The sequence below is a fragment of the Pseudonocardia sp. C8 genome (assembly GCF_014267175.1).
In the GTDB taxonomy this organism is placed as follows: Bacteria; Actinomycetota; Actinomycetes; order Mycobacteriales; family Pseudonocardiaceae; genus Pseudonocardia.
Window position 1 is genome coordinate 2275466 of sequence record NZ_JACMTR010000002.1, and the last position, 14098, is coordinate 2289563.

Consider the following 14098-nt stretch of genomic DNA (forward strand, 5'->3'; position numbering starts at 1 on the left):
GAAATCCATTCGCGACGTGTACGGCGAGGCACGTTGCCGCACGTGGGGACGATTCCTACAGTGCGGTCGGGATCGGTGCAGGGAGATCCGCGACCCGGGACGGCACGACCCACGACGAGACCGGAGACCGCATGAACCCGACGCGGCCCGAACCCCAGGGCCGGCTCGACGCCTCGGCCGACGAGCCGACGCCGGACCCGGGGCGAGGCACCCCCCGCACCAGCGCACGCGCCCCCGAGCCGGCGCCGCTGACCGTGCACGGCCCGGCCCGTGTGATCGCCGTGGCGAACCAGAAGGGCGGCGTCGGCAAGACGACGTCCACGATCAACCTCGGGGCGGCGCTCGCCGAGTATGGCCGCCGCGTCCTGCTCGTCGACTTCGACCCGCAGGGTGCGTTGTCGGTCGGGCTCGGCGTCCAGCCGCACCAGCTCGAGTCGACGATCTACAACCTCCTCATGGAGCGCGACGCCGACCCGGACGACGTGCTGCAGGACACCGGCGTCGAGAACATGGACCTGCTGCCGTCGAACATCGACCTGTCCGCCGCCGAGGTCCAGCTGGTCACCGAGGTCGGCCGGGAGCAGGCCCTCGGCCGGGCGCTGAAGCGGTTCCTGCCGGACTACGACGTCGTCCTCATCGACTGCCAGCCCTCGCTCGGCCTGCTCACGATCAACGCGCTGGCCTGCGCCGACGAGGTCCTCATCCCGCTGGCCTGCGAGTTCTTCTCGCTGCGCGGGGTGGCGCTGCTGATGGACACGATCGACAAGGTCACCGACCGGCTGAACCCGGACCTGCGGCTGCTCGGCGTGCTCGCCACCATGTTCGACACCCGCACGCTGCACACCAAGGAGGTCCACGACCGCGTCGTGGAGGCGTTCGGGGAGAAGGTGTTCGACGCCGTCATCAACCGGACGATCAAGTTCCCGGAGACCACGGTCGCCGGTGAGCCGATCACCTCGTGGGCGCCGACGTCGCACGCGGCGGACGCGTACCGGATGCTGGCCCGGGAGGTCATCGCCCGGTGACGCTGCTCGCCGATGGTCCTGGCGTCCCGGAGAACCTCGACAGCGCGGACGTCGGCGATGCCGCGACACGGACCCGCCGGTTCACCGTCCGGCTGTCGAACTTCGAGGGCCCGTTCGACCTGCTCCTGCAGCTGATCGGCAAGCACGAGCTCGACGTCACCGAGATGGCCCTGCACAAGGTCACCGACGACTTCATCGCGCACCTCGCCGACCTCGGCGACGACGCGGACCTCGACGAGACCACCGAGTTCCTCGTCGTCGCGGCGACCCTGCTCGACCTCAAGGCGGCCCGTCTGGTGCCCGGCGCGGAGGTCGACGACGAGGAGGACCTCGCGCTGCTCGAGGCGCGCGACCTGCTGTTCGCCCGGCTGCTGCAGTACCGGGCGTACAAGGAGGCCGCGCAGCTGTTCGTCGAGCTGGAGAACGGGGCGATGCGGCGCTTCCCGCGCTCGGTGGCGCTGGAGGACCGCTACGCCGAGCTGCTGCCGGAGGTGCTGCTTGGGGTGGACGCGCAGGCGTTCGCCGAGCTGGCCGCCACCGTGTTCCGGCCGAAGCCGCCGGAGGAGGTGGGCGTCGACCACCTGCACGCGGCCCAGGTGTCGGTGCCCGAGCACGCCCAGCTGCTGCGCGAGCGGCTCGCCGCGGCCCGGGTCGCGAGCTTCGCCGAGCTGACCGCGGACTGCGTCGCGACGATGGAGGTCATCGCCCGGTTCATGGCGCTGCTGGAGCTGTACCGGGAGCGGTCGGTGGCTCTCGAGCAGCCGGAGCCGTTCGGGGATCTGACCGTCACCTGGACCGCCGACCGCGACGACGACCCGGTCGCCTACGCGGCCGCGCTCGAGGACGAGGCCGCCGCGGCCGAGGAGGCGGTACGGGCCCGCAACGCGCGGCGGCGGAAGCGCAACCGCGCCCCGGACGGGGACGGGACGAGCGGCGGCGACGACCCGGAGCGGGAGGTCTCCGCTCCGGTGGACGAGGGGAGCGGGACCGCAGGTGACTGAGCCGGACGACCGGCCGGGATCCGACGACCCGGAGGACCCGTCCGAGCTGATGCGGCTGATCGGTCGCACCGTGCCCCGCAGCCCGCACGCCGGCACGTGGCCGTCCGGCTCGGGCGCCGCACCGACGGACGGGACCCGTGAGGAGCCGGCCGCGACACGGCCGATCGCGACGGAGCCCGCCGCGACGGAGCCGTCAGCGACGCAGGCCGCGGACGACCCGGTCGAAGCCGCGGCCGGTCGAGGCGCAGCCGAACCGGCCGGAGCCGGATCCGACACGGTCGATGCCGCAGCCGGCCCGGCCGAGGCCGGATCCGACACGGTCGACACCGCGGCCGGCCCGGCCGAGCGAGAAGAGCCCGAGCCCGAGCCCGACCCCGAGCCCGAGGAAACCGGCGACACCGCAGAGCCGACCGACGACACCGACGACCTCGCCGACGACTCCGAGCTGGAGAACGCCCTCGAGGCGCTCCTGCTCGTCGTCGACGCCCCGGTCGACGAGGCGTCCCTGGCGTCCACGCTGAACCAGACCCCGTCCCGGATCCGCCATACCCTCAACCGGATGTCGCTGGCCTACACCGCCGACCGGCGCGGCATCGACCTGCGCCGGGCCGGGGAGGGCTGGCGCTTCTACACCCGCGACCGCTACGCCCCGTACGTCGAGAAGCTCCTGCTCGACGGGCAGCGGGCCCGGCTGACCCGGGCCGCGCTGGAGACCCTCGCCGTCGTCGCGTACCGGCAGCCGGTGACCCGGGCGCGGGTGTCGGCGGTGCGCGGCGTCAACTGCGACGGCGTCCTGCGGACCCTGCTCACCCGCGGTCTGGTGGAGGAGGCGGGAACCGAGGAACAGACAGGGGGGACACTGTTCCGGACGACCGAGCTGTTCCTGGAGCGGCTCGGGCTCTCCTCGGTGCAGGAGCTGCCGCCGCTGGCGCCGCTGCTGCCCGACATCGACGCGATCGACGACCTGGACGGATGGACATGAGTACCCCACACGACCCCGACGGCGTACGGCTGCAGAAGGTGCTGGCCCGCGCGGGTGTCGCCTCCCGGCGCGCCGCGGAGGAGCTGATCGCGCAGGGCCGCGTGCAGGTCGACGGCGAGACCGTTCGAGAGATGGGCCGCCGGATCGACCCGGAGACCGCCGTCGTGCACGTCGACGGCGCGCGGGTCACCCTGCGCGACGACCAGGTCTACCTGGCCCTGAACAAGCCCCGCGGCCTGCACTCCACCATGTCCGACGACCTCGGCCGGCCCTGCGTCGGTGATCTCCTCGCCGACCGCGTCGAGATCATGAACGAGGCGCAGCGGCTGTTCCACGTCGGGCGCCTGGACGCCGAGACCGAGGGGTTGCTGCTGCTCACCAACGACGGCGAACTGGGTCACCGGCTCATGCACCCGTCGTACGAGGTGCCCAAGACCTACCTCGCCGAGATCGACGGGAAGATCGCCCGCGACCTCGGGCGGCGGCTACGGGAGGGCATCGAGCTCGACGACGGGATCGCCCGGGTCGACTCCTTCAAGCTGGTCGACGCGCTGCCGGGCCGGGCGACCGTCGAGCTGGTGTTGCACGAGGGCCGCAAGCACATCGTCCGGCGGCTGCTGTCCGAGGTGGGGCATCCGGTGCAGCGGCTGGTGCGCACCGCCGTCGGCGAGGTCCGGCTGGGCAACCAGAAGCCCGGCAAGCTCCGCCCGCTGGACCGGGTCGAGGTGGGCGCCCTCTACAAGGCGGTGGGACTGTAGTGGCGGTGCGGGCGCTGCGCGGCGCGACCCAGGTCGACGCCGACGACCGGCAGCAGATCCTGGACCGCTCCGCCGAGCTGGTCCGCGCGGTGCTGGAACGCAACGACCTGGTGTCCGACGACGTCATCTCGATCTGGTTCACCGCGACCCCGGACCTGACCGCGGAGTTCCCCGCGTACGCGGCCCGGCTGCTGGGGCTCACCGACGTGCCGCTCATGTGCGCGACCGAGATGTCGGTGCCGGGCGCGCTGCCGCGGGTGCTGCGGCTGCTCGCGCACGTCGAGACGCCGAAGGCGCGGTCCGAGATGCGGCACGTCTACCTGCACGGCGCGCGGGCGCTGCGCACCGACCTGCCCCAGTAGCCACCCCGGCCCCGGCCCACCACACCCGACCGGCGAGAATGCCCGGCGGAACATCGGTACGACCACATGGGGGACAGGTGGCCTTGCGGGGCGTCGTCGCGATGGACGGTCCGTCCGGGACGGGCAAGTCGACCGTCTCGCGGCGGCTGGCGCAGGCCTTCACGGCGGCCTACCTGGACACCGGTGCCATGTACCGGGCCGCGACGCTGGCGGCACTGCGGGCCGGGCTGACCGACCTGGCGTCCGACGCCGAGATCGCCCGGGTCGCGACGGGCGCGTGCATGAAGTCCGGCACCGACCCGGCCGCGCCGACCATCACCCTGGACGGTGAGGACGTCTCCGCCGAGATCCGCGGCCCGGAGGTCACCGCGTTCGTGTCCGCGGTCTCGGCCGTCCCGCAGGTCCGGACCGAGCTGGTCGCCCGCCAGCACGGGCTGATCGCCGCCGCGGTCGAGCAGGGGGGCGGGATCGTCGTCGAGGGCCGCGACATCGGTACCGTGGTGGTGCCGGACGCGCCGCTGAAGGTGTACCTGACGGCGTCGCCGGAGGTCCGCGCTGCGCGGCGCGGCCGGCAGGACGCGAAGGCCGGGCGGCAGACCGACCTGCACGTCACCCTCGCCGACGTCGAGCGCCGGGACCGGCTGGACTCGTCGCGGCGGATCTCCCCGCTGTACGCGGCGGCCGACGCGCTGGTGCTCGACACCGACCGGCTCTCGGCCGACGCGGTGCTGGACCGGCTGCGTGCGCTCGTCGTGGAGCGGGGGCTGGACGGGTGAGCGCACCCCGCACGGGGGCGGGCGGGCTGCCGGACGGCGGCCTCGGATGGCTGCACGACCTGGCCCGCTGGCTGGGGACGTGGATCTACCGGCCGTTCCTGCGGGTGCAGCTGCACCACCGGGAGCGGATCCCGGCGGGCGGGCCGGTGGTCGTCGTCGCGAACCACAGCGCGTTCGTCGACGGGCCGCTGCTGTTCGGCATGTTCGGGCGGCGGGTGGTGTTCCTGGTGAAGGCCGAGATGTTCTCCCCGCTGCTGGGCCCGGTGCTGCGCCGGCTGGGACAGATCCCGGTCCGCCGGGGCGTCGTCGACCGGCGGCCGCTGGCGGCGGCCCTGGACGTGTTGCGCGACGGCGGCATGGTCGCGGTGTTCCCGGAGGGCACCCGCGGCACCGGTGACGTCGCGTCCGCCCGGCAGGGCGCGGCGTGGCTGGCCCGGGCGGCCGGGGCGCCGCTGCTGCCGGTGGCGGTGCGCGGGACCCACCGCCCGGCCGGGACCACACGCCGGTTCCGGCCCCGGGTGGACGTGCTGGTGGGCGTGCCCCTGCCGGCGCCCACCGCGCCGGGGCGGGACGGGCTGGCCGCCGCGACCGAGGACGTCGCGGCGGCACTGCGGACCCTGGTCCGTGAACTGGAAACGATGAGGCCGGCTCGACCGGCCGGGACGTGAGTGACGAGAGTGACCGAGAGCAGCGAGCGCGGAACGAGCATCGGCGCTGCGAGCAGCGAACGCGGAACGAGCATCGGCGCTGCGAGCAGCGAACGCGCCGTGGACAGCGGCGCCGACATCGTCGGGGCCGCCGACCGCGCCGAGATGGACCGGCTGGGGCTGGACCCGGCCGAGTTCGTGGCCGTCGACGACGAGGGCAACGTCACGGCCGGCCTCGACCCCGACGAGGTGCTGCCCACCCCGACCCTGGCCGTGGTCGGGCGGCCGAACGTCGGCAAGTCCACGCTGGTCAACCGGATGCTCGGGCGCCGCGAGGCGGTCGTGCAGGACGTGCCGGGGGTGACCCGCGACCGGGTCGTCTACGACGCGCTGTGGAACGGCCGCCGGTTCAAGCTGATGGACACCGGCGGCTGGGAGCCGGACGCGGCGGGCCTGCAGGCCGTCGTCGCGCAGCAGGCCGAGACGGCGATGCGCACCGCCGACGCCGTCCTGCTCGTCGTGGACGCCTCGGTCGGCGCGACCGCCACCGACCAGGCCGTCGCGCGGGTCCTGCGCCGCTCGGAGGTGCCGGTGCTGCTGGCCGCCACCAAGGTCGACGACGACCGGCTCACCGCCGACACCGCCGAGCTGTGGCGGCTCGGGCTGGGCGAGCCGCACCCGGTGTCCGGCCTGCACGGCCGCGGCTCGGGCGACCTGCTGGACGCCGTGCTCGAGGTCCTGCCCGATACCCCGCGCGACGACTTCGGCGCCGCCGGCTCCGGCCCCCGTCGGGTCGCGCTGGTCGGCAAGCCGAACGTCGGCAAGTCCAGCCTGCTCAACAAGCTGGCGGGCGAGCAGCGGTCGGTGGTGCACGACGTCGCGGGCACCACCGTCGACCCGGTGGACTCCCTGGTCGAGCTGGACGGCGAGGTGTTCCGGTTCGTCGACACCGCCGGTCTGCGCAAGCGGGTCAAGATGGCGTCGGGGATGGAGTACTACGCGTCCCTGCGGACCAGCTCGGCGATCGAGGCCGCCGAGGTCGCGCTGGTGCTCATCGACGCGTCCGAGCCGATCGCCGAGCAGGACCAGCGGGTGCTGACGATGGTCGTCGAGTCCGGCCGGGCGCTGGTGATCCTGTTCAACAAGTGGGACCTGGTCGACGACGAGCGCCGCCACCAGCTCACCCGGGAGCTGGAACGCGACCTCATCAGCGTCCGCTGGGCGGAGCGGGTGAACGTGTCGGCGCTGACCGGGCGGGCCACCCAGCGGGTCGCGCCCGCGCTGCGCCGGGCCCTCGCGTCCTGGGACACCCGGATCCCGACCGGCCGGCTCAATCAGTGGTTGAAGGACCTGGTCGCGGCCACCCCGCCCCCGGTCCGCGGCGGCAAGCAGCCGAAGATCATGTTCGCGACGCAGGCGGCGACCCGCCCGCCGACGTTCGTGCTGTTCACCTCCGGGTTCCTGGAGGCGGGCTACCGCCGCTTCGTCGAGCGGAAGCTGCGCGAGGAGTTCGGGTTCGGCGGTTCCCCGGTACGGGTGTCGGTGCGGGTCCGCGAGAAGCGCCCGCGCAAGAAGTGAGCCGGCCCTTCTCAGGAACGTAACCGCGCGGATCCCCGGACCGAGACCGCCACCGTGACGGCGTTCGAGCGCTGGTGGATCTGGCACGCCCGCACGGCGTGCCAGATCGCGCTGGCCCGCTGCGGCGGCACCGCGCTCGTCGACGACGCGTGCACCGAGGCGTCCTGGTACGCCGACCTGCTCCACCCGTGGGACGGCCGCGGCTGCGAGCCCGACGCCCGGGTGTACGCCTGGCTGAGCATCCTGGTGGCCCGGCGGGACCTCGCCGAGCGGGCCCGCGCCGCGCGGCTGCCGGCGGGGACCGGCCTGGATCGATGATCTCCCCCTCACTAGCCTGATGCGGGTGACCGACACCGCGGCGCGTGCCTTCCACGGCCGCGCCGCCGAGCTGGAGCTGCTGCAGTCCGCCCTGCGCGGCGCGGCGGAGGCCGGTGCGTCGGCCGTGCTGCTCGGCGGGGACGCCGGGGTCGGCAAGACCCGGCTGGTCGCCGAGTTCGGGCGGGCAGCGGCCGGCGAGGGGGCGGTCGTCCTCACCGGGCGGGCGCTGGACATCGCCGACGCCCCGTCGTTCTGGCCGGTCGTGTCCGCCCTGCGGGCGTACACCCGCACGGGCGCCGGCCCGGTCGCGCAGGCGTTCGGCGAGGCCCTCGACCGGCTCGACGACACCGGCGGCGGCGCCCGGGACCGGGTCGGGATGCTCGGGGAGCTGAGCTCGCTCGTCGGGCGGGCGGCCCGCACCGCGCCGGTGGTGCTCGCCGTCGACGACCTGCACTGGGCGGACCGCTCCACCCGCGACCTGTTCGCCTACCTGCTCGCCGGCCTGGGGACCGAGCCGGTCCTGCTCGTCGGCACCTACCGCGACGATCCCGCGGGTGGTGTCCCGGCCGCGCTGCTGCCGCTGGTCAGCGAGCTGCGCCGGCACCGGACGGTCACCTTCCGCCGGATCGAGCCGCTGACCCGCGCGGAGCTCGCCGAGCTGGTCCGGGTCTGGGTGCCGGACCGTCCGGACCTCGAACCGCTGGTGTGGAAGCACTCGAGCGGCAACGTCTTCCTCGCCGAGGAGACCGTCCGGGCGGTGCTCGACGGCGACCCGCACGGGGTGCCGCAGACGGTGCGGGAACTGGTCCGGGCCGGGACCGCGGCGTTGACCCCGCCCGCGCGGGACGTCGTGCGGGCGGTGGCAGCCGGGGTCGGCGACGTCGAGCACACGCTGCTCGCCGCCGTCGTCGACCGGCCGGGGGCGGAACTCGCGGCGGCGGTCCGGGAGACGGTCGAGGCCGGCCTGCTCGTCGTCACCGCCGGTGACGGCTACGCGTTGCGGCACGGCCTGATGACCGAGGTCGTCGCGGGTGACCTGTTGCCCGCCGAGCGGATCGAGCTGCACGGCCGGTACGCCCGTGCGCTCGCGGTCCGGGCCGGCAGGCCCGGTGCCGCGGCCCGGCTCGCCCACCACTGGCAGAAGGCCGGGCACCCGGAGCAGGCCCTCGAGGCCACCGTGGCGGCCGCGGAGGAGGCCGAACGGCTACGCGGCTACGCCGAGGCGCACCGGCACTGGCTGCGGGCCGCGACCCTGCCGGTCCCCGGCGCGGCGGCCGCGCACGGCGGCTACCTGGAGAAGGCGGCCGCCGCGGCCGAGCTCGCCGGCGACCACGACTCGGCGGTGGCGCTGCTGTCCGAGCGGCTCGCCGGGCCGGACGCGCCCACCGGGCTCGACGAGGCCGTCCTGCGGGCCCGGCTGGGCCGCTACCTGATGTCGGCGGGGCAGGCGGGGGAGGCGGAGGAGGCCTTCCGGCGCGCCGCGGCCGCCCTGCCCGAGGTCCCGTCCCCGGGCGAGGCCGACCCGTCCGACGCGGCCCGGGCCGAGGTGCTCGCCGGGTACGCGGCCGCGCTGCTGGAGCGGGCCGACTTCGCCGGGGCCCGCACGGTCGCCCAGCAGGCCCTCGCACCCGCCCGGCGGGTCGGCGAGCCCCGGGCCGTCGCGTCCGTGCTGGGGGTGCTCGGTTTCGGTGCCGCCTACACCCGCGACGGCGAGGCCGCCCTCGAGGCGCTGACCGAGGCGGTCGACGTCGCGGACTCGACCGGTGACCCGGTCACGCTGGGGGAGTGCCTGCTGCGCCGGGCCGAGCTGCTGTCCGGTCCGCTCAACGCCCTCGACGACGGCGTCGCCGCCGCCCGCGCCGGGGCCGAGCGGATGGCGCAGCTGGGGCTGGACCGCACGGCGTCGGTGTCCCTGCGCGCCCTGGCCGCCAACGCGCTGTTCCGCAAGGGCGCCTGGGACGAGGCGGAAGCCGAGGTGGCGTCCGCGTGGGCGGCGGCCCCGGCCGGCACCCCGATGATCGAGCTACGGCTGGCCAGGGCCCGGCTGCGGATGGGGCGCGGCGACCTCGACGGCTCCGAGGAGGATCTCGCCGCCGTGGAGCTGGTCGCCGGGTCGACCGGCCTGCCGAAGCTGCGGCTGCCGCTGCTCACGCTGCGGGCCGGCCTGGAGATGTGGCGCGGCCGCCCGGAGGCCGCGTTCGCCTACGTCGGCACCGGGCTGGACGTCGTCGAGTCCGGCATCGACGACGTCTGGGCGGTCGCCCCGCTGGTCTGGCACGGCGCCCGGGCCCATGCCGAGGCCTTCCTGGCCGGGCGGGCCCCGGACGCGAGCGAGCTGCGGCGGCTGCGCCGGCACCGCCGCGACCTGATCTCCCGCGGCGAGCGGTCCGATCCCGCGCTGCGGGGCGTGCTCGCAACCTACGAGGCCATGTGCGCCGCCGAGGACTCGCGGATCACCGCCGGCGCCGACCCCGGCACCTGGGGTGAGGTCGCCGACCTGCTGGAACGGCTCGGCCAGCCGTACCCGACGGCGTACGCCCGGCTGCGCAGCGCGGAGGCCCTGCTCGGTGGGCGGCGGGCGTCCGGCGCCGCGGAGCTGGAGCGTGCCGCCGCCGGGGCGCAGGCGTTGCGGGCCGCGCCGCTGCTGGCCGAGATCGCCGGGGTCGCCCGGCGGGCCCGGATCGCGGTGCCCGACATCCCGGCCGCCCCGCCGGCGACACCGGTCCCGGGATCGTCGTCGCCGGTGGACAACCCGCTCGGCACCCTGACCGACCGCGAGCTCGAGGTGCTCGAGGTGCTGGCCGCGGGGGCGACGAACAAGGAGATCGCGGCCACCCTGTTCATCGCCCCGAAGACGGTCGGGGCGCACCTCGCCCGGATCTTCGCCAAGCTCGGCGTGACCAACCGGACCCAGGCCGCCGGCGTGCTGCGGAAACACCTCCCGCAACCCGAGCGGGTGGATTAGGGCCCTGCCGGGGCCGGTCTAGGGCATTCGCCCGATGGCCGCCGCGCCGCTGTCGGCGAGGCTGGACACCTCGCCGAACCGCGCAGGAGGCCCCGGTGACCACCATGATCGAACGCCCGCCGGGCGGGACGGGCGCGCCGCCGTCCCGCGGTCGTGACCGGGTCACCGCGCTGCTCACGGTCGTCCCCGAGGACGTCGACGGCGTCATCGGCCAGCTGGAGGACCTGCAGGAGATCCTCGAGGACGAGTACGGCCGGCGGGACGGCGTGGCCTGCTTCAACCACTTCTACCTGCAGATCACCCGCGGCATCCGGGCCCAGCTCGACGACGACCAGGTCACCGACAGGGACTTCCTGGCCCGCCTCGACGTCGAGTTCGCCCGCCGCTACCTCCGCGTGCTGCTCACCGACGCCCGGGGCGGCACACCGCCGCGCGCCTGGCGCGTGCTGCTCGAGCGGCGGTCGTACCGGCGGATCGACCCCGTCGAGTTCGCGGTCGTCGGGGTCAACGCCCACGTCAACCTCGATCTGGCCCCGGCCGTGGTCCGGACGTGCACGGTCCTGGGCCGCAGCACGCCCGGACCGGCCGAGCGGGCCGACTACCGCACCGTGAACGACGTGTTCGCGCTGCACATGAACACCGTCGTCGAGCACTTCCAGGGATGGCTCGGCGACTCCATCGACGGCACGATCGCCGAGCAGCTGATCGGCGCCGTCGCTGACGTCCCGTTGGTGCTGGCCCGCGAGGTCGCATGGCGGCAGGCCCTCGAGCTCTGGGACCGGCGGTCACGGCCGACCGAGTACGAGCGCGAGGTCGACGCCCTCGACCGGCGGACGGCGCTCATCGGGCGGGGGCTCCTCACGTTGGGAGCCTTGCGATGACACCCGTCCGTGTGGGGGACGGGCGGGTGTCATCGTCCCGGGTCGCGGGCGTCGCGGGGTCGCCCGCGACCGGGACGGTGCTCATCCTCGACGACCACGAGCTCGTCGGGTCCTCGCTGGCGGCCGCCCTGCGGTACGACGGCGAGCCGGCCCACTTCCGGCCGGCCCACTCGGTCCTCGACGTTCACGAGGCCGTCCGCGGTGTCGAGCCCGGGCTGCTGGTGCTCGACCTGGACCTCGGCCGCGACGCGCGCGGGCGCCGGGTCGACACCATCCCGCTGATCCCGGGGCTGCGGGCCGCCGGGTGGCGCATCCTGGTGCTGTCGGGCAGCTCGAACCCACTGCGGATCGGCGCGGCCCTGCACCACGGCGGTTTCACCTGGGTCTCCAAGGCGGCGTCGATGCCGGCGCTGATCGCGGGGATCCGGGAGGCCCGGGCCGGCCGGTCGCTGCTGCCGGCGGCCCGGCGTGAGGAGCTGATCCGGCGCTACCTCGAGTGGGACCGCAGGCAGCGGGCGATCCGCGACAGGCTCGCCACGCTCACCCGGCGCGAGCGCGAGGTGCTCGACCTGCTCGCCCGCGGCATGCGCGCCCAGGCGATCGCGAACCACTTCGTCGTGTCCCTGCCGACCGTCCGGACCCAGATCAGGGCCGTGCTCGCGAAGCTCGATGTGGGGTCGCAGCTGGAGGCCGTCGCCCTGGTGCGGAGCCTCGACTCCCGGGACGACACCCCCGACGTTCCGGAGCGGGGCGTGCGGTAGTCTTCTCCGTGCCCCGCGAGGGGCGGCCGGGACGTGGCGCAGCTTGGTAGCGCACTTGACTGGGGGTCAAGGGGTCGCAGGTTCAAATCCTGTCGTCCCGACGGTCGAAATGGCTGGTCAGGGCCGGTTTCCGTGGACAACGGGGCCGGCCCTTACTGGTCGGTAGGGCCGCTCAGTCAAGGTTTGGTCAAGCTCCCGCCCCGGAAAGCCCCAGAATCCCGCTCAACCGGGCCCCGGCTGCCTCGTGCTGCCCTGGCATCGAGTGCGCGTACACACTCGCCGTGATCGTGGGCGAGGAGTGCCCGGCCAGCTCCTGGACGACCTTGATCGGAGTGCCGTCGGCGAGGGCAAGGGACACCGCGGTGTGCCTCAGGTCGTGCAGGCGGATCACCGGCACGTCGGCAGCCTTGCACAGCACCTCGAACCTGTCGGAGAAGTGCTCAGGGTGCGGTGGCCGGCCGTCGTCGCGTACGACGACGTAGCCGGTCTCCTGCCAGTGCGGCCCGCACGCGAGCCGGGCTTCCATCTGGTGCTTCCGGTGCTCCCGCAGCAGCCCGACGAGCCCGGGGTCCAGGTGGATCGTGCGGCGCCCCGCGGCCGTCTTCGGCTCCGAAGTTTCAACCTTGCCGCCGACGCTGACCCGCGTGTGCACGATCCGCAGCGTCCCAGCGTCCAGGTCAACGTCCTGCCACCGCAGGCCAGCCACCTCACCGCGCCGCAGCCCTCGGGCGAGGAACAGCGCCCACGCCACGTACAGCGGGTCATCGGCAACGAAGGTGAGGAACTTCTGCGCCTCCGCCGCTGTCCAACACCGCATCTCCCGCTTCACCGCCCCGGGCCGGTCGACCAGTCCGGCGACGTTCCGGCTGACGTAGCCGGCCCGCTGAGCGTGATCGAGCGCCTGCCGCAGCACGCCGTATGCGACCTGACACGAACGCCCGGACAGCGGCCGACCACCCTTGCCGCCGCGGTCAGCAAGGTCCCGCAACATCCGCTCCACGTCCGCCGGGACGAGCGCGACCAGCCGCACCCCACCGATCGCCGGGATGATCCACGACCGCACCACGGCCTCGTACTGGCCGATCGTGGTCGACCGCCGTGGCGTGCCGGAGCGGGTGGCGCCGGTACGGACCGCCGGCAACCACACGTCGACCAGGAACCCACCCACGGTCATCTTCTTGTCCGTGGGCTCGGCGTAGGTGCCGTCCGCGATGCCGGCCAACACCTCGCTCAGGTGCCGCTGAGCGTCCCGCTTGCGCAGGAACCCGCCCTTGCTCCGCTGCCGACGTCGGCCGGTAGACGGGTCGGTGGCCCACCAGTACACCGTCCACCGTGGACGCTTCTCGGTGCCCCGGTTGCGGATCGTGCCTCTCATGATTGCGCCTTCCTCGCTGCGTACCGCCGTCGCGCATCGGCCCGTCGTTCCTCGGCCTGTAGCGCGTCCGTCAGCAGCATGATCGCTCCGGCGTTCTGATTCACCCGTCGTCGCTCGGCGTAGGCGCGGACGGCGTCCCGCAGTTCCGGCCGGCACCGGATGTACAGCACCACGTCTGCCACATCGTCGTCATCGGGCATGGCCCAATGCTAGCGCACCGCTAGCACAACCACCAGGTGCTAAGCCGCTGACCTGGGGTGGCCGATTTTAGTTGACACTCGCCGGACTGGCGAAACCAGAGTCGGGCGAGCGACAATAGAGGTGTGACGAGCACCCTGTCCGCCAGCAACCGCATCGACCCGCAGCGGTTCCTCACCATGGCCGAGGTCGCCGCAGAGCTGCGCGTTTCCCGCCGCACGATCGAGCGGCACGTCCGGGAAGGCACCATCCGGGCCATCCGGCTCGGGCGTCTCCGGCGGGTGCCCGCCAGCGAGATCGTCCGCCTCCGCGCCAGTGCCGGCAGCGGCTGACACCCCCGCACCCAGACGCGCACGCGCCGACGCCCCGCGGACGGAGCACCGCGCACAGATTGGCCCCGGTGATCTCGCCCAATCACCGGGGCCGGAACAGGATCATCAATGCCACCGCGGCACCACCCGCAGCCCGGCC

Annotated in this window: 15 protein-coding genes and 1 tRNA gene; 14 read left to right on the plus strand and 2 right to left on the minus strand. The window is 74.3% G+C overall.

Annotation, left to right across the window (positions count from 1 at the left end):
- Positions 1 to 131: 131 nt before the first annotated feature.
- The 13 genes from H7X46_RS11255 to H7X46_RS11315 all read left to right on the plus strand — a co-directional run bounded on the left by H7X46_RS11255 (position 132) and on the right by H7X46_RS11315 (position 12155).
- Positions 132 to 1025: a ParA family protein gene (locus tag H7X46_RS11255; protein WP_186359348.1), complete on the plus strand. Its 894-nt coding sequence runs from the start codon at positions 132 to 134 to the stop codon at positions 1023 to 1025.
- Positions 1022 to 2026 (plus strand): segregation/condensation protein A, encoded by a 1005-nt coding sequence (locus H7X46_RS11260; RefSeq protein WP_186359349.1) that lies wholly within the window; start codon positions 1022 to 1024, stop codon positions 2024 to 2026. Before H7X46_RS11255 ends, H7X46_RS11260 begins: the two co-directional genes overlap by 4 nt.
- Positions 2019 to 3008 carry an SMC-Scp complex subunit ScpB gene (gene scpB / locus H7X46_RS11265; protein ID WP_370588709.1) on the plus strand — a complete coding sequence of 330 codons (990 nt, stop codon included), beginning with the start codon at positions 2019 to 2021 and terminating at the stop codon, positions 3006 to 3008. The genes H7X46_RS11260 and scpB overlap by 8 nt, the downstream gene beginning before the upstream one ends.
- The gene (locus H7X46_RS11270) at positions 3005 to 3766 is read left to right on the plus strand and encodes a pseudouridine synthase (protein ID WP_186359350.1); all 762 of its coding nucleotides are present in this window, start codon (positions 3005 to 3007) and stop codon (positions 3764 to 3766) included. Before scpB ends, H7X46_RS11270 begins: the two co-directional genes overlap by 4 nt.
- 5 nt (positions 3767 to 3771) lie before the next feature.
- Positions 3772 to 4128: a chorismate mutase gene (gene aroH, locus H7X46_RS11275; RefSeq protein ID WP_370588710.1), complete on the plus strand. Its 357-nt coding sequence runs from the start codon at positions 3772 to 3774 to the stop codon at positions 4126 to 4128.
- 38 nt (positions 4129 to 4166) lie between these two features.
- Positions 4167 to 4904: a (d)CMP kinase gene (gene cmk / locus H7X46_RS11280; RefSeq protein ID WP_186359352.1), complete on the plus strand. Its 738-nt coding sequence runs from the start codon at positions 4167 to 4169 to the stop codon at positions 4902 to 4904.
- Positions 4901 to 5572: a lysophospholipid acyltransferase family protein gene (locus H7X46_RS11285; protein WP_186359353.1), complete on the plus strand. Its 672-nt coding sequence runs from the start codon at positions 4901 to 4903 to the stop codon at positions 5570 to 5572. Before cmk ends, H7X46_RS11285 begins: the two co-directional genes overlap by 4 nt.
- Before the next feature lie 144 nt (positions 5573 to 5716).
- Positions 5717 to 7129 (plus strand): ribosome biogenesis GTPase Der, encoded by a 1413-nt coding sequence (gene der, locus H7X46_RS11290; protein WP_255426507.1) that lies wholly within the window; start codon positions 5717 to 5719, stop codon positions 7127 to 7129.
- A gap of 54 nt (positions 7130 to 7183) precedes the next feature.
- Positions 7184 to 7447, plus strand: a complete 264-nt coding sequence (locus H7X46_RS11295; protein ID WP_186359354.1) for a hypothetical protein — start codon at positions 7184 to 7186, stop codon at positions 7445 to 7447.
- A 25-nt stretch (positions 7448 to 7472) separates the two neighbouring features.
- Positions 7473 to 10412, plus strand: a complete 2940-nt coding sequence (locus H7X46_RS11300; protein ID WP_186359355.1) for a LuxR family transcriptional regulator — start codon at positions 7473 to 7475, stop codon at positions 10410 to 10412.
- 104 nt (positions 10413 to 10516) lie between these two features.
- Positions 10517 to 11293 carry a DUF5995 family protein gene (locus tag H7X46_RS11305; protein WP_255426508.1) on the plus strand — a complete coding sequence of 259 codons (777 nt, stop codon included), beginning with the start codon at positions 10517 to 10519 and terminating at the stop codon, positions 11291 to 11293.
- Positions 11290 to 12054, plus strand: a complete 765-nt coding sequence (locus tag H7X46_RS11310; protein WP_222131272.1) for a LuxR C-terminal-related transcriptional regulator — start codon at positions 11290 to 11292, stop codon at positions 12052 to 12054. The genes H7X46_RS11305 and H7X46_RS11310 overlap by 4 nt, the downstream gene beginning before the upstream one ends.
- Before the next feature lie 27 nt (positions 12055 to 12081).
- Positions 12082 to 12155: transfer RNA gene (locus H7X46_RS11315), tRNA-Pro, on the plus strand.
- Positions 12156 to 12241: 86 nt separating this feature from the next.
- Here the strand turns inward: H7X46_RS11315 and H7X46_RS11320 are convergent.
- Together H7X46_RS11320 and H7X46_RS11325 are read right to left on the minus strand one after the other, a co-directional pair.
- Positions 12242 to 13429 (minus strand): site-specific integrase, encoded by a 1188-nt coding sequence (locus H7X46_RS11320; RefSeq protein ID WP_186359357.1) that lies wholly within the window; start codon positions 13427 to 13429, stop codon positions 12242 to 12244.
- On the minus strand, positions 13426 to 13629 hold the full coding sequence (locus tag H7X46_RS11325; RefSeq protein ID WP_186359358.1) for a hypothetical protein: 204 nt from the start codon (positions 13627 to 13629) through the stop codon (positions 13426 to 13428). The genes H7X46_RS11320 and H7X46_RS11325 overlap by 4 nt, the downstream gene beginning before the upstream one ends.
- Positions 13630 to 13752: 123 nt before the next feature.
- On the opposite strand from H7X46_RS11325, the gene H7X46_RS11330 reads away from it, so the two are divergent.
- The gene (locus tag H7X46_RS11330; RefSeq protein ID WP_370588711.1) at positions 13753 to 13959 is read left to right on the plus strand and encodes a helix-turn-helix domain-containing protein; all 207 of its coding nucleotides are present in this window, start codon (positions 13753 to 13755) and stop codon (positions 13957 to 13959) included.
- Positions 13960 to 14098 lie beyond the last annotated feature (139 nt).

Coding starts and splice junctions, on each gene's coding strand:
- der (WP_255426507.1), top strand. CDS start 5,717: ATGGACCGGCTGGGGCTGGACCCGGCCGAGTTCGTGGCCGTCGACGAC.
- H7X46_RS11255 (WP_186359348.1), top strand. CDS start 132: ATGAACCCGACGCGGCCCGAACCCCAGGGCCGGCTCGACGCCTCGGCC.
- H7X46_RS11325 (WP_186359358.1), bottom strand. CDS start 13,629: ATGCCCGATGACGACGATGTGGCAGACGTGGTGCTGTACATCCGGTGC.
- H7X46_RS11310 (WP_222131272.1), top strand. CDS start 11,290: ATGACACCCGTCCGTGTGGGGGACGGGCGGGTGTCATCGTCCCGGGTC.
- H7X46_RS11320 (WP_186359357.1), bottom strand. CDS start 13,429: ATGAGAGGCACGATCCGCAACCGGGGCACCGAGAAGCGTCCACGGTGG.
- cmk (WP_186359352.1), top strand. CDS start 4,167: ATGCCCGGCGGAACATCGGTACGACCACATGGGGGACAGGTGGCCTTG.
- H7X46_RS11270 (WP_186359350.1), top strand. CDS start 3,005: ATGAGTACCCCACACGACCCCGACGGCGTACGGCTGCAGAAGGTGCTG.
- H7X46_RS11305 (WP_255426508.1), top strand. CDS start 10,517: ATGATCGAACGCCCGCCGGGCGGGACGGGCGCGCCGCCGTCCCGCGGT.